23 protein-coding genes are annotated in these 20,820 nt (G+C 37.4%); 8 read left to right on the top strand and 15 right to left on the bottom strand.

The window, feature by feature from the left end; genetic code table 11:
* Positions 1 to 161 precede the first annotated feature (161 nt).
* The 10 genes from rplI to ppsA form a co-directional block, all read right to left on the bottom strand.
* Entirely contained in the window at positions 162 to 608 is a 447-nt protein-coding gene (gene rplI / locus AC5YC8_RS07205) for a 50S ribosomal protein L9 (RefSeq protein WP_496117762.1), read from the bottom strand.
* A gap of 9 nt (positions 609 to 617) precedes the next feature.
* Positions 618 to 845 (bottom strand): 30S ribosomal protein S18, encoded by a 228-nt coding sequence (gene rpsR / locus AC5YC8_RS07200; protein ID WP_004278792.1) that lies wholly within the window; start codon positions 843 to 845, stop codon positions 618 to 620.
* 12 nt (positions 846 to 857) lie between these two features.
* A complete protein-coding gene (gene rpsF, locus AC5YC8_RS07195; RefSeq protein WP_496117766.1) occupies positions 858 to 1,247 on the bottom strand; it encodes a 30S ribosomal protein S6 in 390 nt (129 codons plus the stop codon).
* A gap of 234 nt (positions 1,248 to 1,481) precedes the next feature.
* Positions 1,482 to 2,360, bottom strand: a complete 879-nt coding sequence (gene cyoE, locus AC5YC8_RS07190; RefSeq protein ID WP_496117768.1) for a heme o synthase — start codon at positions 2,358 to 2,360, stop codon at positions 1,482 to 1,484.
* Positions 2,361 to 2,370: 10 nt separating this feature from the next.
* Positions 2,371 to 2,700, bottom strand: a complete 330-nt coding sequence (gene cyoD, locus AC5YC8_RS07185) for a cytochrome o ubiquinol oxidase subunit IV (protein WP_496117889.1) — start codon at positions 2,698 to 2,700, stop codon at positions 2,371 to 2,373.
* Complete coding sequence (gene cyoC, locus AC5YC8_RS07180) at positions 2,697 to 3,314, bottom strand: cytochrome o ubiquinol oxidase subunit III (protein ID WP_496117770.1); 618 nt, start codon at positions 3,312 to 3,314, stop codon at positions 2,697 to 2,699. Before cyoC ends, cyoD begins: the two co-directional genes overlap by 4 nt.
* Before the next feature lie 4 nt (positions 3,315 to 3,318).
* Positions 3,319 to 5,307, bottom strand: coding sequence for a cytochrome o ubiquinol oxidase subunit I (gene cyoB, locus AC5YC8_RS07175; RefSeq protein ID WP_496164052.1), 1,989 nt, complete (start codon positions 5,305 to 5,307; stop codon positions 3,319 to 3,321).
* Positions 5,308 to 5,310: 3 nt separating this feature from the next.
* The gene (gene cyoA, locus AC5YC8_RS07170) at positions 5,311 to 6,351 is read right to left on the bottom strand and encodes a ubiquinol oxidase subunit II (protein WP_496117774.1); all 1,041 of its coding nucleotides are present in this window, start codon (positions 6,349 to 6,351) and stop codon (positions 5,311 to 5,313) included.
* 306 nt (positions 6,352 to 6,657) lie between these two features.
* Positions 6,658 to 7,434, bottom strand: a complete 777-nt coding sequence (locus AC5YC8_RS07165) for an RDD family protein (protein ID WP_496117776.1) — start codon at positions 7,432 to 7,434, stop codon at positions 6,658 to 6,660.
* A gap of 78 nt (positions 7,435 to 7,512) precedes the next feature.
* Positions 7,513 to 9,894 carry a phosphoenolpyruvate synthase gene (gene ppsA / locus AC5YC8_RS07160; RefSeq protein ID WP_496117778.1) on the bottom strand — a complete coding sequence of 794 codons (2,382 nt, stop codon included), beginning with the start codon at positions 9,892 to 9,894 and terminating at the stop codon, positions 7,513 to 7,515.
* A gap of 153 nt (positions 9,895 to 10,047) precedes the next feature.
* Between ppsA and ppsR the strand changes: the two genes are divergently transcribed.
* On the top strand, positions 10,048 to 10,884 hold the full coding sequence (gene ppsR, locus AC5YC8_RS07155; RefSeq protein ID WP_496117779.1) for a posphoenolpyruvate synthetase regulatory kinase/phosphorylase PpsR: 837 nt from the start codon (positions 10,048 to 10,050) through the stop codon (positions 10,882 to 10,884).
* Between the two features lie 123 nt (positions 10,885 to 11,007).
* On the opposite strand, the gene AC5YC8_RS07150 is transcribed toward ppsR, so the two are convergent.
* The 4 genes from AC5YC8_RS07150 to AC5YC8_RS07135 all read right to left on the bottom strand — a co-directional run bounded on the left by AC5YC8_RS07150 (position 11,008) and on the right by AC5YC8_RS07135 (position 13,999).
* Positions 11,008 to 11,565 (bottom strand): NAD(P)/FAD-dependent oxidoreductase, encoded by a 558-nt coding sequence (locus AC5YC8_RS07150; RefSeq protein WP_496164051.1) that lies wholly within the window; start codon positions 11,563 to 11,565, stop codon positions 11,008 to 11,010.
* A 156-nt stretch (positions 11,566 to 11,721) separates the two neighbouring features.
* Positions 11,722 to 12,723 carry an LLM class flavin-dependent oxidoreductase gene (locus AC5YC8_RS07145; protein WP_496164050.1) on the bottom strand — a complete coding sequence of 334 codons (1,002 nt, stop codon included), beginning with the start codon at positions 12,721 to 12,723 and terminating at the stop codon, positions 11,722 to 11,724.
* 130 nt (positions 12,724 to 12,853) lie between these two features.
* Entirely contained in the window at positions 12,854 to 13,351 is a 498-nt protein-coding gene (locus tag AC5YC8_RS07140) for a YMGG-like glycine zipper-containing protein (RefSeq protein WP_496164049.1), read from the bottom strand.
* Between the two features lie 216 nt (positions 13,352 to 13,567).
* Entirely contained in the window at positions 13,568 to 13,999 is a 432-nt protein-coding gene (locus tag AC5YC8_RS07135; RefSeq protein WP_496164048.1) for a glycine zipper domain-containing protein, read from the bottom strand.
* A gap of 399 nt (positions 14,000 to 14,398) precedes the next feature.
* Between AC5YC8_RS07135 and prfA the strand changes: the two genes are divergently transcribed.
* Positions 14,399 to 15,487, top strand: coding sequence for a peptide chain release factor 1 (gene prfA, locus AC5YC8_RS07130; protein WP_496117789.1), 1,089 nt, complete (start codon positions 14,399 to 14,401; stop codon positions 15,485 to 15,487).
* Positions 15,488 to 16,306, top strand: a complete 819-nt coding sequence (prmC, locus tag AC5YC8_RS07125; RefSeq protein WP_496164047.1) for a peptide chain release factor N(5)-glutamine methyltransferase — start codon at positions 15,488 to 15,490, stop codon at positions 16,304 to 16,306.
* Positions 16,307 to 16,368: 62 nt separating this feature from the next.
* Here the strand turns inward: prmC and AC5YC8_RS07120 are convergent, their stop codons facing one another.
* Positions 16,369 to 16,719, bottom strand: a complete 351-nt coding sequence (locus tag AC5YC8_RS07120; RefSeq protein ID WP_496117792.1) for a hypothetical protein — start codon at positions 16,717 to 16,719, stop codon at positions 16,369 to 16,371.
* A 503-nt stretch (positions 16,720 to 17,222) separates the two neighbouring features.
* On the opposite strand from AC5YC8_RS07120, the gene AC5YC8_RS07115 reads away from it, so the two are divergent.
* From AC5YC8_RS07115 to AC5YC8_RS07095, 5 genes are all read left to right on the top strand, one after another.
* On the top strand, positions 17,223 to 17,951 hold the full coding sequence (locus AC5YC8_RS07115; RefSeq protein WP_496164149.1) for a HesA/MoeB/ThiF family protein: 729 nt from the start codon (positions 17,223 to 17,225) through the stop codon (positions 17,949 to 17,951).
* A gap of 58 nt (positions 17,952 to 18,009) precedes the next feature.
* On the top strand, positions 18,010 to 19,308 hold the full coding sequence (locus AC5YC8_RS07110) for an ABC1 kinase family protein (protein WP_496164046.1): 1,299 nt from the start codon (positions 18,010 to 18,012) through the stop codon (positions 19,306 to 19,308).
* Positions 19,309 to 19,339: 31 nt separating this feature from the next.
* Positions 19,340 to 19,720, top strand: coding sequence for a dihydroneopterin aldolase (folB, locus tag AC5YC8_RS07105; RefSeq protein WP_496164045.1), 381 nt, complete (start codon positions 19,340 to 19,342; stop codon positions 19,718 to 19,720).
* Entirely contained in the window at positions 19,677 to 20,102 is a 426-nt protein-coding gene (locus AC5YC8_RS07100) for a 2-amino-4-hydroxy-6-hydroxymethyldihydropteridine diphosphokinase (RefSeq protein ID WP_496164044.1), read from the top strand. The genes folB and AC5YC8_RS07100 overlap by 44 nt, the downstream gene beginning before the upstream one ends.
* A 116-nt stretch (positions 20,103 to 20,218) precedes the next feature.
* Positions 20,219 to 20,764 carry an Ail/Lom family outer membrane beta-barrel protein gene (locus AC5YC8_RS07095; protein WP_496164043.1) on the top strand — a complete coding sequence of 182 codons (546 nt, stop codon included), beginning with the start codon at positions 20,219 to 20,221 and terminating at the stop codon, positions 20,762 to 20,764.
* Positions 20,765 to 20,820 lie beyond the last annotated feature (56 nt).

Genomic DNA, 20,820 nt, shown 5'->3' with positions numbered 1-20,820 from the left:
ATGAATTGTTAATTTAAATCATACGTGTTATGCAAACAAATTGCGACTTGAATTTAAAAAATTCTAGAAGCAAATAATGTGAAGTATTAACAAGAATAGAGAAGGGGTTTTTACAGATAAAAAAAGAGCATGCGAAAGCATGCTCTTTTTTTTGCAAGAAATTACTCAGATACGATAGTAACGAGAACTTCAGCAACAACATCATGATGCAATTGGATTGCGATGTTGAATTCGCCAGTATGACGAAGCGCACCGTTTGGTAAACGAACTTCAGCGCGGTCTACAACAAGACCAGCATTCGTTAACGCATCAGCGATGTCACGAGTACCGATTGAACCGAATAATTTACCTTCGTCACCAGCTTTCGCAGTGATTACGATATTTACTTCGTTCAATTGGTCAGCACGTGCTTGAGCAGCAGCTAATACTTCAGCTTCTTGCTTTTCAAGTTCAGCGCGACGAGCTTCAAAAGCAGCAGTGTTTGATTCTGTTGCAGCTACAGCGATACCCTGAGGGATCAAGTAGTTACGACCGTAACCAGCTTTAACTGATACTTTATCGCCTAATTTACCTAGGTTTTTAACGCGTTGTAATAAAATAATATCCACAGCTCAACCTCACTTATGATTGTCAGTGTAAGGGATCAAAGACAAGTAGCGAGCTTGTTTAATAGCAAGCGCCAATTGACGTTGGTAACGAGCTTTAGTACCTGTAATACGGCTAGGAACAATTTTGCCGTTTTCAGTGATGTACTGTTTTAAAGTGTCGATGTCTTTGTAATCGATGTACGTAACGTTCTCAGCTGTAAAGCGGCAGAACTTGCGACGACGGTAAAAACGTGCCATGTTATGTTCTCCTTATGCTTCAGCAGAGTCTTGGTTAGCTTGTTGTGCTTCTTCACGTTGAGCTTTACGCGCACGTTTTTCTTCAGCACTCTTAGCCAATAATGACTCTTCAGTGATAGCGTTTTCACGACGGATGATAAGGTTACGAAGGATTGCATCGTTGTAACGGAACAATTCTTCTAATTCATCAAGCGTAGTTTGACCGCATTCTACGTTCATAAGAATGTAGTGTGCTTTATGAATTTTGTTAATTGGGTAAGCCAATTGACGACGGCCCCAATCTTCAAGACGGTGAATTTGACCTTCAGCTTCTTTGATGTGAGTTAGGTAACGTTCTACCATACCCACTACTTGATCGCTTTGATCAGGATGTACTAAAAGTACGATTTCGTAGTGACGCATTGTCAGCTCCTTACGGATTATACAGCCTATAACAAAAGTTAAAGGCAAGGAGTCACAACCAAGGTTGTGTCGCATAAAAATGCGAAGCGTGATTTTAGTGCTTCTAGCAAGAAATTACAAGGAATTTGGTGAAATTAACTAGAGATGAAATTTACTGTAGAAGTGAAGAGGTGTTGCATTTTTATATTTATGAGAATAAAGACTCTAATAAAAGATAGAGAAGAACTCTATCTTTTAAAAAAGTACAATATTTGTGCTTGGTGTTATTGATGTGAAGCTAAAGCAAACACTGAGAACAGTAATTAAGATCACTGAATATAGGAAAAAGCGTTTTGCCCATAATTGATCATTTTGTGCTTTAAAGCCGAGTACAGCAATATACAACCAGTAAATGCAAAGAGCATTTATGATTACAAGGTAAATCCAGTTTGCATAACCAAATACAAAAAGAAGATTCATTGTAATTGTGAATAATACGACATAAATCAAAGATTCAATTTTTGTGCGTAATATTGTGCGTGCTACAGGTAAAATTGGAATACCTGCATTTTTGTAGTCATCGAAACGGTAAATTGCAATTCCCCAAGAATGAGGCATTTGCCATAGTGCATATCCTATAAATAAGATAAGAGCACCCAAATCAAATTGAGCTACAACAGCCGTATAGCCAATAACAGGGGGGCTTGCACCAGAAATACTACCAATTACAGTTTGATGAATAGATGTTCTTTTTGTCCATAGACTATAAAAGAAAACATAAACTACAAAACCAATAACAGCAAATAGAAAAGCATAGGCATTTACAGCAAACCATAAAATGCTAAAACCAATGATACCTAAAGCAAAAGCATAAACAGATGCAACAGGAACAGAAATGGTTTTTGTTACAAGCGCACGGTTTTGGGTGCGTTGCATTTTTTTATCTATGTCTTGATCAATGACGTTATTGATCACACATCCAGAGGCAACAACAAGCGTTGTACCAATGAGGGTGATGAGTAGGAGAAGGAAATCTACAGAACCTTGGGCGGCTAAAAAGAAGCCGCCCAAAGTGGTAACGAAGTTACCAAAGAGAATTCCTGGCTTAGTCAGGAATAAATACTTTTTCAGCATGACGACCAGTTTAGATCATCATGTTGAAGTGTAAGTGGTTCATGATCCATACAGAACCAATTAAAAGCACAGCAATACAAACAATTGTATAAATAAATGCAATTACGTTCCAACGTTGCTCTGAAGATGAGTTCATATGCAAGAAGTAAACTAATTGGATCAGTACCTGTGCAATTGCAGTAATTGCAATAACAGCTACCAATAAACCACGGCTAAATCCACCAGCCATTACCATACCAAAAGGGATGATGGTAAGAAGAACTGAAAGGATAAAACCAATTGTATATTGCTTCACATTACCGTGCGCAGCACCTGCAGCGTTATGTTCGTGACTCATTATAGTACTCCTAATAAGTAAACTACGCTGAATACACAAATCCAAACGATATCAAGGAAATGCCAGAATAAGCTTAGGCAAGCAAGACGACGAGTGTTTGCAAGAGTCAAACCATATTTCTTGATTTGAACCATTAACACGATCATCCAGATTAAACCTGAAGTTACGTGGATACCGTGAGTACCTACCAACGTAAAGAACGCAGATAAGAATGCAGAAGTGCTTGGACCATGACCAGCGTGAACTAAATGCTGAAATTCATAAAGTTCCATGCCGATGAAGATAGCACCAAATATCCAAGTGATACCTAACCAAGTTAATACTTTAGCAACATCTTTTTTGTATGCAGCAAGAACCGCAAAACCAAAAGTTACTGAAGAAATTAAAAGAGCAAAAGTTTCAGTTAAAACGAAACCTAGAGAATCTGCGAACAGATCTTTTGCACTTGGTGTGCCAACTGGAATATGGCTACTTAATACAGCGAATGCAATGAAGAGTGTACCGAAAAGGATCAAGTCACTCATCAAGTATGTCCAAAAACCAAAGACAGTGATGTCGGTATCATCGTGGTGATGATCATCGTGTCCGTGGTTTTCGTGATGAAGTACGTCAGCCATTGTCTTAGTCCTTCTTCAAATGTTTTTCAAGAATCGCAAAGCGTTCGTTTTCAATACGTTCAACTTCAGCAGCTGGAACATAGTAATCAACTTTCTTCGTGAATGAAGAAACGATGAAGCTAACAATCGCAGCAACGAAACTAACAATAGCTAACCACCAAATGTGCCAAATTAATGCAAAGCCCATAAGTGTGATGATTAGACCCATAACAACACCGGCAGCGCGGTTAGTTGGCATGTGGATGTCTTCGTAATGAGTTGGTTTAACGTATGCAACACCGTTTTCTTTGTCAGTCCAGAAAGAATCAATACCATTGATTTCAGGAACATGAGCAAAGTTATAGAACGGAGCAGGAGAAGAAGTAGCCCATTCTGGAGTACGACCATCCCAAGCATCGCCAGTGTAGTCAATGCGTTGATTGCGTTGTAAGAAACCAACAACAATTTGCATAACGAAGCACAGAATACCAATCAAGATTAGTACAGAACCGAAGAAAGCAATAGCTAAGTACGGATCCCATTCTGGGTTGTCATATGTATTCAAACGACGAGTCATACCCATGAAACCAAGGATATAAAGTGGCATGAATGCAAAGTAGAAACCGAAGAACCAGAACCAGAAAGATGCTTTACCCCAAGTCTCATTAAGTCTCCAACCAAACATTTTTGGCCAGTAGAAAATGATACCCGCAAACATTGCGAATACTACACCACCAATAATTACGTTATGGAAGTGAGCGATAAGGAATAAAGAGTTGTGTACAAGGAAGTCCGCAGGTGGAACAGCCATTAATACACCAGTTAAACCACCGATACCGAAAGTCACAAGGAAGCCAAGTGTCCAAAGCATTGGTGTTGTATACGTAATACGACCCTTATACATTGTGAATAACCAAGAGAAGATTTTCACACCTGTAGGAATCGCAATTACCATAGTCATGATACCGAAGAACGCGTTAACGTTGGCACCAGCACCCATAGTAAAGAAGTGGTGAACCCATACCACGAACGCAAGAATTGTGATCGCGATAGTTGCATACACCATAGATTTGTAGCCGAATAACGTTTTACGAGAGAACGTTGAAACAACTTCTGAGTAAATACCAAAAGCAGGTAATACTAAGATATAAACTTCTGGGTGACCCCAAGTCCAAATCAAGTTCACGTACAACATTGGGCTACCGCCTAAGTCGTTAGTGAAGAAGTGGAAATCGAAGTAACGGTCAAGCGTTAACATTGCAATAGTTGCAGTTAACACAGGGAATGATGCAATGATTAACACAGCAGTACATAAAGATGTCCACGTGAAAATCGGCATATCCATAAGACCCATGCCAGGCGCACGCATTTTGATGATGGTAACGAAGAAGTTAACACCAGTTAAAAGCGTACCTAGACCAGATACTTGTAGAGCCCAGATGTAGTAGTCCATACCCACGCCAGGAGAATACTGAATGCCTGATAGTGGAGGGTAAGCCATCCAACCAGTTGCAGCGAATTCACCAATAACGAGAGAAGCCATCATTAGACCAGCAGCGCCGGCAAACAACCAGAAGCTTAGAGAGTTTAATAATGGGAAGGCAACGTCACGTGCACCAATTTGAAGTGGTACAGAGATGTTCATTAAGCCAACAACAAGACCCATCGCTACGAAGAAAATCATGATCACGCCATGGGCAGTGAAGATTTGGTCGTAATGTTCAGGGTGTAAATAACCTTCACCACCACCTTTTGCAAGGAATAGTTGAAGACGCATCATAATCGCATCAGCAAAGCCACGAAGTAGCATGATGATAGATACGAGAAGATACATGATACCGATTTTTTTATGGTCTACAGATGTGAACCATTCGTTCCACAAATACGTCCATTTTTTGAAATAAGTAATACCACCAATTATGGCAATACCACCTAAAATCATGAATGCAATCGTCACCAACACGATTGGATCGTGTGGGATTGCTTCAGGACCTAACTTACCTAATAAGCTCATGTGTTATTCCCCTTGAGAAGCAGCTGCATGTGCTTCAGAAGCTGAATGATCAGCGCCATGATAGTTCGACATGTAAGTATTGATTACAGATTCAAACAGACCTTTCTCAACAGAAGAATAATAAGTCACAGGGTGTGGCTTAGTCGGGTAAGGACCTTCTGCTTTAGCGATAGCGGCAAGTTTCTTCTCTAATTCAGTACGAGCAGTCTCATTCATCACTTCGATTTGGTGCGCAGAGCGGTTACCATCACGTAAAGTAGCGAATTCAGCTTTATCTAAAACAGTTTTTTGAACCGCTTCAGGGTTTATTAAAGTACCTTTACCTGCCTTAACGTCAGCTACCCATTCAGCAAATTGTGCTTCAGTCACAGAGTGAGCGCGGAAACGCATTTGTGAGAAACCATAGCCTGAATAGTTAGAAGAGAAGCCACGATAGCCTTCAGCTGGGCTAGTGCCATCTGCTAACAAATGAAGGTGAGTCTGCATACCAGCCATTGCATAAATTTGACCACTTAACGCTGGGATGAAGAAAGAGTTCATCGTGAAGTTAGAGGTTAAACGAAGGCTTACAGGAGTTTTTTCCGGGAAACGCAATTCGTTAATAGTTGCAATGTCTTGTTCTGGATAGATGAAGATCCATTTGAATTGTTCAGCAATAACTTGAACAGTTAATGGCGCTTTATCAGATTCAATCGGGCGGTATGGATCATATTTATGTGAACCAACCCACGTTAGAACCGCTAGAATACCAATAATAATCACAGGAATACCCCATACTACAATTTCAATTGCAGTTGAGTGTGCCCATGTAGGTTTATAGTCTGCATCTTTATTTGACGCGCGATATTTCCAACCAAACCATAAAGCCATCACGATTGATGGAATTACCACCAAAAGCATTAACCAAATCGCAGTCATCATCAGGTGACTTTGACCTGCTGCTACTGGACCTTTTGAGTTTAGAAGTACTAGATCACCACCGCAACCTGTTAAAAGTGCGGCCATCATTGATAAAGACAATACAGCTAAAGTCGTTTGTCTCATTTTACAACCTCGGTGAAGAGTCCCATTCCCTAATTAAATATGGGATAGCGATTAAAGTGTCTAATGTATTTGAGCTTTAATGTTTAAATTTAAACTAAAAATACTCTAATTTGTTAGACACCGCTACGTTGTAGGGCATTATGCCTTATATCTAAGAACTAAGCTATATCTAAAGATGCTTTAAATAACTGTAATAAAAACCAATTTTCTTAGTCGGAATTAATTCTAATTATAAAATTTTATTCTAAATATCAATGGTGTGAAGCACACAAGGAGATAATAATCTCCTTGTGTGCTTTCGGTAAATTATTGCTTAATTACCTTGGTTTTAGCGAGTTTGTCGTGCAGAGCTTGGCGATTTTTGTTGAAACTAAATGCCCAATCAATAATAGAGAAGAATGGGAATAAATAAAGTGTTGGTAAAATAAACAAAACACTACGTAAGCTAAATGCTCTCATTAACGAGACTTTTTCGTTTGTATTGATATCTACAATTTTAATTTTAGCTAGACGTTTGCCAATACTTTGCCCATGTTTTGCAAGTAAGACAGCTTGAATTGCAAGCATGATAATGATGTATAGACCTGCAGCAATCCAAGCTTCGTTTGGAATAAGTTGGAAAAGTTGGGATTGAACTTGCAGAGCCTGTTCTGATGTTGCTGCGGTTTGCATTTTTTGCTGAATTTCAGTGAGCTCAGTAAATTGGTTTTGGCTCAAGAAAAATGATGGAATAATTGCAGCAGGAATCCACAGTAATATATCTAAAAATTTAGCAAATGCACGTGAACCAATAGATGCAAGCTCAGGTTCTACTTTTTTAGTTACATGAATATTTTGAATGCTTGGGTTTTGATAGTTCTGTTGCGTTTGATCGAAATTAGGAACAGATGGTGTCGCTATATAACCAGCAGGTTCATAGACAAGTTTACCTTGAGTAAGTTCGCCTAAAGCTTTCCATTCAACCATGCCTTCATGCCATGCTAAATCTGTAAGAAGAATTTGTTGGCTTGCGAGCATTTGATTAACTTGTTCAACAGTATATGGACCAGCTTGTTGATTATTTCGTGCCAAATAAATCTGCATAAATTTTAAATCTCAAAAACGTGTTAAGAGTATAAATGAAAAAAGACCCTAATTAGGGTCTTTTTTTAACACAGATTCTTATGCTTGTTGAGCTTTTTCTTTTTCAGATAAGAAGAACCAAGTTTCAAGCACTGAGTCTGGGTTTAAAGAAACAGAGTCAATACCTTGTTCCATTAACCATTTTGCAAGATCTGGGTGATCTGATGGGCCTTGACCACAAATACCTACGTATTTACCTGCTTTACGACATGCTTGAATTGCCATAGAAAGAAGTACTTTCACAGCTGCATCACGCTCATCGAATAGGTGAGAAACAATACCAGAGTCACGGTCTAAACCAAGTGTTAACTGAGTTAAGTCGTTTGAACCGATAGAGAAACCATCGAAGTGTTCAAGGAATTGTTCAGCCAATAATGCGTTTGTTGGAAGCTCACACATCATGATCACTTTAAGACCATTTTCGCCACGTTTTAAGCCATTAAGTGCTAATAACTCAATTACGCGTTTAGCTTCTGCAACTGTACGTACGAAAGGAATCATGATTTGGATGTTTGTAAGACCCATTTCATCACGTGCTTTTTTCAATGCACGGCATTCAAGTTCGAAGCAGTCACGGAAGTTGTCTGAAACGTAGCGGCTAGCACCACGGAAACCAAGCATTGGGTTTTCTTCTTCAGGTTCGTATAACTTACCGCCAATTAAGTTTGCATATTCGTTTGACTTAAAGTCAGACATACGAACAATAACTGGTTTATCTGCAAAAGCAGCAGCAAGCGTTGAAATACCTTCTACTAATTTCTCTACATAGAAATCGATAGGAGAAGAGTAACCTGCAGTACGTGCCATTACAGCCGCACGAGTTTCGCGAGGTAAGCTTTCAATATTAAGTAATGCTTTAGGATGCACACCAATCATACGATTGATGATGAATTCTAAACGAGCAAGACCAATACCTGCATTTGGAATTTGAGCAAATGAGAATGCGCGATCAGGGTTACCTACGTTCATCATCACTTTGAAAGGAAGAGGAGGCATAGACTCAACAGAGTTACGTTGAATTTCGAAGTCTAAAGCGCCTTCGTAAATAAAGCCTGTATCACCTTCAGCACATGAAACTGTAACCTCTTGACCATCTGTCAAGATTTCAGTTGCATTACCACAACCTACAATTGCAGGAACGCCAAGCTCACGTGCAATAATTGCAGCATGACAAGTACGACCACCACGGTTTGTGATAATCGCAGCAGCACGTTTCATTACTGGTTCCCAATCTGGATCTGTCATGTCAGATACAAGCACGTCACCGTCTTGTACTTTGTCCATTTCTTTGATTGAAGTAACGATACGTACTTTACCAGAACCAATACGTTGACCAATTGAACGACCTTCACAAAGAACAGTACCTTTTTGTTTTAAGAGGTAGCGTTCCATTGTGCCGACATTTTCACGGCTTTTTACAGTTTCAGGACGTGCTTGAACGATGTAGATTTCACCGTCATCACCATCTTTAGCCCATTCGATGTCCATTGGAGCACCGTAATGGTTTTCGATGATTAATGCTTGTTTAGCAAGTTCTTGTAGTTCGTGGTCATTTAATGCGAATTGTTGACGTTCAGATTTTTCAACATCTACGATAGAAACCGATTTGCCTGCAGAAGCATCATCGCTATAAATCATTTTTTGATGTTTAGAACCTAGGTTGCGACGAAGAATCGCGTGTTTGCCTGCATTTAGCAATGGTTTAGAAATATAGAATTCATCAGGGTTTACAGCACCTTGAACGACCATTTCACCTAAGCCATAAGATGCAGTAATAAATACAGCATCACGGAAACCTGACTCAGTATCTAGTGTAAACATTACACCAGCTGCACCTGTTTCAGAGCGAACCATGCGTTGAATACCCGCAGACAATGCAACAACATCGTGTGCAAAGTTTTGGTGAACACGGTAAGAAATTGCGCGGTCGTTATATAACGATGCAAAAACTTCTTTAATCGCGATTAGAACGTTGTCGATGCCGCGGATGTTTAAGAAAGTTTCCTGTTGACCTGCAAAAGATGCATCAGGTAAATCTTCAGCTGTTGCAGAAGAACGTACTGCAACAGCAATATCTGGATTGCCATTCGAAAGCGCTTCAAATGCAGCACGAACTTCTTTTTCAAGTTCAGCAGTAAGAGGAGTGTCGACAATCCATTGGCGAATTTTAGCGCCTGTTTCAGCTAAAGCAATTACATCATCAACATTGAGTGCTGCAAGCTCTGCATTAATTTTAGCGTTTAGGCCACTTTGTTCGAGAAATTCACGATAGGCTTGAGCCGTTGTTGCAAAACCACCAGGAACAGATACACCAGCATTAGACAGATGACTGATCATTTCGCCTAGTGATGAGTTTTTCCCACCCACTAGCTCAACGTCATGTTTCCCTAATTTTTCTAGACCAATTACGCGCGCTTCCAAAGTTGTTACTCCACTTTTGCAGTATTAATCACTATCTTGGCATGAAATTATAACAAAGTACTTAGCAATTTGGTTGAACTAAGCTACAGTCATGTAAGATGGCTTACTATAAAGATTTAATGGCTCTAAGACAAATGTTTCGGGAGAATTTTAATGTCAGAAGTTCAACAAATTAAGCGCAGTGTTTTTTTTGTTTCAGATGGTACAGCAATTACCGCTGAAACCCTTGGCCACTCGCTATTAGCGCAGTTTCCGCATGTGAATTTTGACATACATATTATTCCTTATATTAGCTCAGAGGAGGCTGCGACTAATGTCGTAGCAGAAATTAACGAAAGAGCAAAACAAGATGGGCAAAAACCATTGGTATTTGATACCTTGGTTGATCCCTATGTTCGAGACATTATTGGTACGGCAAATGCAGTAAATCTTGATGTATTTGAGGGACTTATTAGTAAATTGTCTGATGAGTTGGGTACAGAACCTACAACTTTAGTCGGACAAACGCATGCTGTGACAGATTCTGAGTCATATAAGTCACGTATTGATGCGGTTCATTTTGCTTTAGATAATGATGATGGTGCAAGAACACGTCATTACGATAAAGCAGATCTTATTTTGATTGGTGTTTCTCGATCAGGGAAAACGCCAACATCGATTTATTTATCACTACAATTTGGTATTCGTGTAGCGAACTATCCACTCACAGAAGAAGATCTTGATGATAATCGTTTACCCGCGGTATTAAAGGAACACAAGCATAAATTGTTCGGTTTAATGATTGATGCAGACCGCTTAGTTGCGATCCGTTCTGAGCGTAAAGCGAACAGTCGTTATGCAAGTTTTAGTCAGTGCCAAATGGAGCTTCGTGCTATTGAAGGTATCTATATCTCGGAAGGTATTAAGTATCTAAATGTGTCAGAAATGTCTATTGAAGAGATTTCTACACGTGTACTTCAGATGACGGGTTTAAAACGTCGTATTAGTTAAAAACTTGATTTTTTGTGATGAAAAAAAGAGCCATTTTAGGCTCTTTTTTTATTATAAATAGTGCATAAATAATCATAAAAAAATATAAAGAAAAATGTGTAATTGATTAAAAAATAGTGGTTTTTAAATGGAAGTTGTGATGATTAAATCAGGATTAAAGCTTAAACCATCAATACTTTGAATTGTATGTGTTGAAATTTTTTGAATAGGACATGTATTTAGAGTGCAATTTTCACGTTGTAACGCCGCATAATAACCATCAGATTTAAGAAAGCTTTTGGGTAAATTCGCGCTATTGGGTGTAAGTAAATGTCTTAGCCATGGGTCAATAATTTGAGATTCTAAGAAACGTAAAGATAATAAAGTCTTAATTCGATTGTTAAATAGACGACGATTTTTAATAAGTAAAGGGTGGCTAATTAAGCGGTGAGTCCCTTTATCTGTTTTAGGTAAAATATATTGAGGTGTAATTTGAAATACTTTTACCTGTTGAGAAACCATGCAAATACTTTCTAAATGCGAAACAGTATGTTGATCTGTACCAATAATGGCGATATTAAGCTGATCGTAATTATGATTTGCAATATCTTTAGAACAAATCACTTGTCCTTGAAATGAATTGTAATCTTCTTTTTGATTTTCAAAGGACGATAATATTTCTCGCTGACTTTTATATGCCATGATTATTCCCCAAATAATATTATTTTTTAAATTTTCATTTTGAGCAATATTTATACAGGTGTTTCTTAGATTCGGGAAATGTTTTTTTTTGACTGATAATTATATGAAAAAACAAAGGCCTATTAAAAATAATAAGCCTTGTAGGTAAATCAATAATTATTGATTTTTTAAATGAATAAGATGATTGAAGTTTTCTAATCTTTTATCTGTGTCATAAATATCACAAGTAAAGATAAATTCATCAACATTATATTGCGATAATATTTTTTCTAGACCTGCTTTGACGGTTTGAGGGCTACCGATTTGTGCTAATGCGTAGAAATTATCGACAGACATTTTTTCAGCAACAGACCATAAGCCATCCATACTTTGTACAGGTGCTTTGAGTTTAAGGCTGTGTCCACGTAATAAACCTAATATCCGCTGATATGCACTTGTTGCTAAATAATGTGCTTCATCATCTGTTTGTGCAACAACGGTTGGAATTCCCATAGAAACATAAGGTTGGTCTAAGTATTCAGAGGGTTGGAAGTTTTCACGGTAGAGTTGTATCGCTTGACCCAACATGCGTGGGGCAAAGTGAGAGGCAAATGAATAGGGAAGACCTAAGCGTGCTGCAAGTTGTGCGCTAAATAAACTAGAACCTAAAAGCCATACAGGTACATTTGTACCTTGCCCAGGTGTAGCAACAATACGCTGATTTGGTTGAGCATCTTTAAAATAATTGAGAATTTCTAAGACATCTTGTGGAAACTGTTCTTCAGTTTCTTGGCGACCACGTCTTAAAGCGCGCATAGTCATTTGGTCTGTGCCTGGTGCACGACCTAAACCGAGCTCAATTCGATTTGGATATAATGTTTCAAGTGTACCAAATTGTTCTGCAACTACTAATGGCGCATGGTTGGGTAGCATAATGCCACCAGAACCAACTTTTAAAGTTGTTGTATTGGCAAGAAGATATCCTAATAAAACTGCAGTAGCGGAACTCGCAATACCATCCATATTATGATGCTCTGCAAGCCAAAGACGTTCATAGCCTAGTTTTTCAGCATATTGAGCAAGTTCTAAAGCATGATGAAGGGCAAATTGAACCGATTGATCATCACGGACGGGAGCGAGTTCTAGAATAGAAAATTTAGTATCTTGCAGTGAGCGCATGATGTATTCCGAAAAATGAAACTGTTTTTATCATACGTTGTGAAAATGGTTTTGTATATCGAAAAAAAACGATATATTAATATAGATGTAACGAAATAAAAAAAGCATCCAAAGATGCTTTTAATCTAAATCAGCGTTTATCTTTTTTATACCATCCATTATGACGACCATTATCATTGCGATATCCACGATCGTTGTATCTATAATTGTTGTATTTATAGTTGTTGTTACGACGGTCATATCGATCATCATAGCGGCGGTCTTCACTTACTTTTTTTCCTAGTACGGAACCACCAGCAGAACCCGCTGCTGCACCAATATAACCACCATTAGTACCGCCCATGCTTTTGCCGACGGTATATCCACCAACACCACCTAGAGCACCACCAATGATTGCGCCATTACGATCACGTTTGCTAGAAGATGCGGCTGCACCTGCGCCACCACCAATAGCAGAACCAATCATTGCACCTGTTTGTCCACCCATTTGATTACCAATAGCAGCTCCAACAAGTCCACCTAAGCCAGAGCTTACTGCAACACGAGTATCGTTATTTGCTTGTACATTTGACATTGTAATTGCAGATGCAGCAATCACGCTTGCTATTAATACTGAGTTTGTTTTCATGTTCAACACCATGTGAAGAATAATTTATTTGTTGGTATTAATGTATGAAATGACTTTGGAATAATGATGAAGATAAATGAAAATATAGTGTTTAAATTGGTAAAAAATAAGTGAAATATCTACAAAATCTATCCTTAATTATTAAAAGTTTTTGCTCAAATAAAAAAAAGCACCCGAAGGTGCTAATGGAGAACTGTTGAATATTAAAATGAAAAATTAACGATATTTTTTACGGTTGTGTTTTTTCCATTTGCTATTTTTTGAACTTGAATATTGCTTGTTTTTTGAAATTTTGTTACCTAAAGCAGCACCACCTGCTGCACCAACAGCCGAACCGATATATCCGCCATTAGTACCACCCATGCTTTTACCAACGGTATAACCAGCACCGCCACCGAGAGCACCACCAATTGCAGATTCTGTACGGTTGCGTTTATCACTTGCGACAGCAGCACCACCAGCACCGCCTAAAGCTGCACCAATTGTTGCCCCTGTATTGCCACCCATATTTTTACCAATTGCTGTACCCGCAACACTTCCCAATGCACTCGCTGCTGCAACACGAGTGGTGTTGTCTGCATGTGCTGTCATTGCGAACATTGATGATGTTGCAAGTGTTGCACTGAGTAAGATTGCATTAAGTTTCATGGTATCTCCGTATCTTATTAGATCTGAATAGTTATCTCGAGAGCTAATGTAGCAAAGGCTTTACATGACAATGTGGAGAGATGCTAGGACTTTTAAGCAGTTTGGTTTTTGCTTTGTAGTGGTTTGTAATTGTAAGTATAAAAATTGGAGTAAATATGAAGAATTGTGGTGAATAAAACGCCAAAACCCTTGTTTAGTCGATATTTGAACTAAAAAGCTGTTTAAATCACGCTATAAAAATACTTTTACTTCTATAAAATACTTTTAATGATCGAATCACTTGATATACAAGTTAAATATGTCATTTACATCAAAGAATCGTTAAACTAAGCGCAATTTTTATTATGCCGATCTTGTGTAAATACGAGAAAAGGCTTTTGTATTGAGATATTTTAAAAAATGAAAGAATCGTTACGTTTACGATTAGATCAGCTTTCTGACCGTCATGAAGAACTCAACGCATTACTTGCAGATCTTGAGGTTATTTCAGATAACAAGCGTTTTCGTCAATTATCACGTGAACATAGTGATTTAAGCGAAATTACAGAAGTTTGGAAAAAATACAGACAAGCTGAAGAAGACATTGTGACAGCTGAAACAATGCTATCTGATCCAGATTTCAAAGAAATGGCACAAGAAGAAATTAAAGAAAATAAAGCTTTAATTGAATCGCTTGAAGCCGATTTGAATATCTTAATGATTCCTAAAGATCCAAATGATGCAAACTCTGCTTATTTGGAAGTACGCGCGGGAACAGGTGGTGATGAAGCCGCAATTTTCTCGGGTGATTTGTACCGTATGTATAGTAAATATGCTGAATCTCAAGGTTGGCGTATAGAAATTCTTTCTGAAAATGAAGGCGAACATGGTGGTTATAAAGAAGTCATTTGCCTGATTAATGGTGAAGGCGTTTATGGTCGCTTGAAGTTTGAAAGTGGTGCACATCGTGTACAACGTGTACCTGCAACAGAATCTCAAGGTCGTGTACACACATCTGCATGTACTGTAGCTATTTTGCCTGAAATTGATGTTGATACGACGGTAGAAATTAATTCATCTGAATTACGTATTGATACTTACCGTGCTTCGGGTGCGGGTGGTCAGCATATTAACAAAACCGATTCTGCTGTTCGTATTACCCATATTCCTACAGGTACGGTGGTTGAATGTCAGGATGAGCGTTCACAGCATAAGAACAAAGCAAAAGCGATGGCATTACTCGTTTCACGTTTAGAAAATGCAAAACGTGCAGCAGCAGATGCAGCAACATCAGAAATGCGCCGTGATTTAGTAGGCTCTGGTGATCGTTCAGAACGTATTCGTACCTATAATTACCCACAAGGTCGTATGACAGATCATCGTATTAACTTAACTTTATATAAGTTAGATGCGGTGATGGAAGGTGACTTAACTGAGCTTTTAGACAGTTTACATCGTGAATATCAAGCAGATCAGCTTGCAATGCTTGCACAGCAAAATGGTGGTTAATTGAATATTGAACAGGCGTTAGCCTTACGTGGTGAACCTGAAAGCTACGAACGTCAAGAAAATTCATGGTTGCTTGAACATATCACTAAAATTGATTCTTTTGATTTATATATGAAAAAGAGTCAAGAGCTTACAGTTGAGCAAGAGCAAGCTTATGTATCAGGCTTAAAAAGAATTGCGGAAGGTGAACCCCTTGCGTATGTAACAGGTTCACAACCATTTTGGACGTTGGATTTAAAAGTGACCAAAGACACTTTGGTTCCACGTCCAGATACAGAAGTACTTGTGGAAACAGTTCTTAAGTTGGATTTACCAGAAGATGCACGTGTTGCAGATCTAGGCACAGGTACAGGTGCTATTGCTTTGTCACTTGCTTCTGAACGCCCTGATTGGAAAGTGATTGCTTCTGATATTTATGCACCAACATTAGATGTTGCACAGTACAATGCAGAACAGCATGATATTGAAAATGTTGAGTTTGTATTGGGTTCATGGTTAAAACCATTTGGTCGTCAATTTTTTGATGTGATTGCATCTAATCCGCCATATATAGATGTAAATGATGTACACATGAAAGATTTAGCAACGGAGCCTGAGCGTGCTTTGGTTTCGGCTAAAAATGGTTTAGCAGATATTGAAGAGATTATTGTTCAAGCGAAAAAACACTTAACTGTAAATGGCTGGGTTGTTCTTGAACATGGTTATGACCAAGCAGATGCTGTTCAACATTTGTTTAGACAAGCAGGGTATAAACAAATACGCACTGTAAAAGATTATGGTGGTAATGATCGTGTGACTTTGGCATGTTGGCCACACTAAGATATTTATTTATAAAAAAAGCGACTATAAAAGTCGCTTTTTTTATTTCCCCAACTTATTTATTACATTGGGTAGTCTTTTAAACTATCAAAAAGGTCTAACTTAGAAAAAGTATCCGTTTCTTTTGCTAGGTAATATGCCACAATTTTAGCTGTGCTTGCTAAATGCATTTCTGTTAATGCTTCACCTGCAAGTAAGGCTTGAATTTCATTTTGCTGTAAATCTAATGCTGTAGCTGTTTCTTGAGCTTGAGGTTCAGCAAAGAAATTAGCAATTAAAGATTTAAGATCATTTTCAGCGGTATTTTGAATGTTCTGATGTAGCTCACTTTCAATATAATCTGCTTTTGAAAAGAAAAAGTTACTAAAATTTTGAACAAGGTTTTGTTCAAATAGATCAATCATCTTAGACATGGGAGTACCTCTAGGGTAAGGTGATTTATAAAATCGGATTAAGCAAATGCTTTAAATTGATTAAAAAATAATCTATTTGATTGGGTGACACAAGACTGAGCAGATGAACGTACAGTCATTAATAGATATAAAAGCAGGGAATCTGCTAATTTGTAATGACATTGGAGTGATAGGTGTTGAGATTGTAATTACAATTGTGGCGAATTTATCCAAATTTTAATATGTAGCCTAATAATCAAGATACATTTCGACGTTTATAAAATCATTTAGACTAATCAATACTAAAACAGCAGAAATAGTTTTTAGGTAAATTTCATAGAAAGATGATTTATGCATAAATACTAATTTGAGTGGACTTAAAAAATAGAAAGCGAAAGGAATGAAATATTTGTAAAAATAGAACAAACTTTAAAGGCTTTATTTGTATCATGCTTAGTAAACTTGGTTGAGTAATTATTTTGGTAGACGCATTCGATTCAAACTTAGAACTTTCAGATGCAGAAATGCATTTATATTCACGTCAAATTTTACTTGATGGATGGGATATTGATGCGCAAGAAAGATTAAAACTTGCGAATGTTTTAATTGTCGGGTGTGGGGGTATTGGTTGTACAACAGCAGAATTGCTTGCACGAGCTGGTGTTGGGAAAATTACATTAATTGATTCAGATACGATTGAAGTCAGCAATTTACAACGCCAAATTGCGTATACAGAACAAGATGTTGGCTTTTATAAAGCTGAAATATTAGCAAAGCGTTTACAGGCAATTAATCCGTTTATTGATGTGACTGCAAAAGTAGAAAAGTTAAATGAATTTAATAGTCAGTCTTTAATTGCATCACAAGACTTGGTACTAGATGGTTGTGATAATTTTAGTACCCGTTATTTAGTTAATGAGGTTTGTCATCAATTTTTAGTACCTTTGATTAGTGCATCAGCTATTGGCTTTCAAGGTCAAATGTTTATGGTAGAAGGTGGATCTGCTTGTTATGAATGTTTATTCCCTAAAGAAGATCATGCCAATGAACATTTACGTTGTGCCGACTCGGGGGTATTAGCAACAACTCCAAATGTAATGGCGACTTTGCAAGCACATCATACTTTGCTGTATTTAGGCTTAGGCTTAACCCCATTAAAAGGAAAAATATTGCTTTGGGATGGTCTAAGTATGAAACAACGTATTGTTAATTTCGAAATAGATACGAATTGTTCAACATGTCAGGCAATATAATCCTGCAAAGGTTCAAAATTTTGCTAAACTCGGTGCAATTATTTTTTCCTAAGACATTATGAAAAAGAAAATTTGGTTAGATGGACTTAAGTCAGTTGCCCGTATGGGCGAAACTGCAGTTGTTGCTGCAAAAGCAGGTATTAAATACGCAACTGAAAAACCAAGTAATGCAAAGCTTATGCGAGAAACTTTTGAATCGTTAGGTTCAACCTATATTAAATTAGGTCAGTTTATTGCAAGTACGCCATCACTTTTTCCACGTGAATATGTAGAAGAGTTTCAGGGTTGTTTAGATCAAACGCCAAAACTCCCATTTAGCTATATTGAAAGTGTTTTAGCCTCTGAGTTTGCTGGACGTGATTTAGGTGAAATTTTTGCATCTATCGATGAAACACCATTAGCATCTGCATCTATTGCGCAAGTTCACGCAGCCAAATTGGTAAGTGGTGAAGACGTTGTTATTAAGGTGCAAAAACCTGGTGTTGAAACCATTTTATACACTGACTTAAACGTACTACATTGGTCTGCAAAGCTACTTGAAAAAGTTGTACCAAAAGTGAAATTTGCATCTTTAGCAGATATTGTTGAAGAAATTAAAAACCGTATGGTACGTGAAGTCGATTTTATTGAGGAAGCAAAAAATATTGATGATTTTGTTCAATATTTAGAGCTTACACAAAACAAAGCCGCTATAGCGCCAAAAGTGTATCACCAATATTCAACACGCCGTGTGTTGACTATGCAGCGTTTATTTGGTGTGCCATTAACAGATTTTAATGTTGTAAAAAAGGTTTCAAAAGATCCATCTCAAGTACTTATTACAGCCATGAACACATGGTTTGGTAGTTTAATGATGTGTAATAGTTTTCATGCAGATTTACATGCAGGGAACTTGATGTTGCTTGAAGATGGTCGAGTTGGTTTTATCGATTTTGGTATTGTTGGACAACTTAAAGCTGAAGTGTGGACAGCCTGTATTGCATTTATGGATGCACTACAAAAAACCGATTTTCCATTAATGGCTGAAAACATGCTTAAAATGGGAATGACAGATCGTAAAATTGATACCAAAGTTTTAGCCGATGATTTAGAGCGTTTATTTAGCGGCGTATTACTTGCAGATCCGCAGGAAATTTTGTCATCAAATCCTGCCGATTTGAATGATATTATGATGGATATGGTTGCTGTAGGTGAGCGCCATGGTATTCGCTTCCCTCGAGATTTTGCTTTGCTATTTAAACAAATGCTGTATTTCGATCGCTTTATGCGCATTCTGGCGCCATACACAGATATTTATGCAGACCAACGTTTGCAGATGGTGCAAACTATAGACCCAAATCTTTTATTAAAACATTAATAAAGATTTAATTTTAGAATAAGGTTGAGTTATGGATGCAATTATCATTGAAGGCTTAAAGGTGGATACAGTAATTGGATGTTTCAATTGGGAACGTCAAATTATTCAACCGCTCATGCTTGATTTGACCTTGCAAACAAATCTTGAACAGGCTTCAAATTCAGATGAACTTGACGACACTATGAACTATGCTGAAATTTGTGAAATTTCAGCAAAAGTGATTCAAGAAGCTCAACCAAAATTGATTGAACATGCTGCAAAATTGGTAATTAATGCATTATTTACACAATTTTCAGCAATTGAATCAATCATCATTACGATCCGTAAGCCTGCAATTATCCCGCAAGCCAATTCTGTAGGAATTCGTCTTGAACGACACCGAAACGATTTTCGCGCTAGCATTAGCGAGTAATTTCGAACCTGAACTCAATTTTGAAAAAGCGTATAGCAAAATCCAATCTTTGGGTAATGTACAGTTTTCTGATATTTATTTAATACCATGTCGTGATGGTGTTGGTGCAGATTATTGGAATGCTGCGTGCTTAGTTAAGAGTAAATATAGTGTAGATGAGATCTTATCTATTTTGAAAAAAATGGAAATTGAGTCGAATCGTGTGCGTCCATCTCATAAAATCTCTTTAGATGTCGATTTAATTGCATGGGGAGTGCGGTTAAATGAGATGCAATTTAATCCTAAAAAATTGCCTTTGGCATTAGATGTAAAAATTCCAATGTCAGATATTTGGTCTAGCCCATTATTTGAATCTTTAAATATTATTTATCCTAAAATTTAGGGTTGATACATCACATGAAAAGTATGGTTTACTACGTATAACCTTAATTCTAGTGTATATTTTATTCGTATTTTAGATACATTTAAATAAAAAAAATTTAGATAAAGGGAACGAATATGTTAAATAAAACATTAAAATTAGCTTTATTAGTTACTACTACGGTTGTTACATCTTCATCTATATTTGCTGATGACCATACATTTTCATTAGGTTATGCACAAAGTAAAATTAGTGATATCGATTTAAAGGGTGTAAATGCTCAGTATCGTTATGAGTGGAATTCACCTTTAAGCTTAGTTTCTTCTATTTCATATTTAAAAGGTGACTTATCTGAGCAAGATGGTTCAGATATATACAAAACTGATATTAAATATTTTACTTATATGATGGGGCCAGCTTATCGTTTTAATGATTATGTAAGTGTGTATGCAACTACAGGTATTTCTAATATTAAACTTAAAAGTACAGAAATTATTGGTACTTCTAGCCCAGAAATTAAGAATAATTCTCAAACAGAATTGGCGTATGGGGCAGGTGTTATCGTTAATCCTACTCAAAACTTCGCTATAAATGTAGGATATGAAGGTACATCTTTTAAGCAGGCAGAAGAAAAGCGTTTAAAATTAAATGGTTGGAATGTTAGTTTAGGCTACTGCTTTTAATTTTAGATAAATGCTAAAAAAGGCTCAATATATTGAGCCTTTTTTATTAATGAAAC

It is taken from the genome of Acinetobacter sp. FY731, from assembly GCF_059515905.1.
The sequence above is the reverse complement of the archived record's forward strand: the minus strand, read 5'-3'. Positions and strand labels throughout refer to the sequence as shown.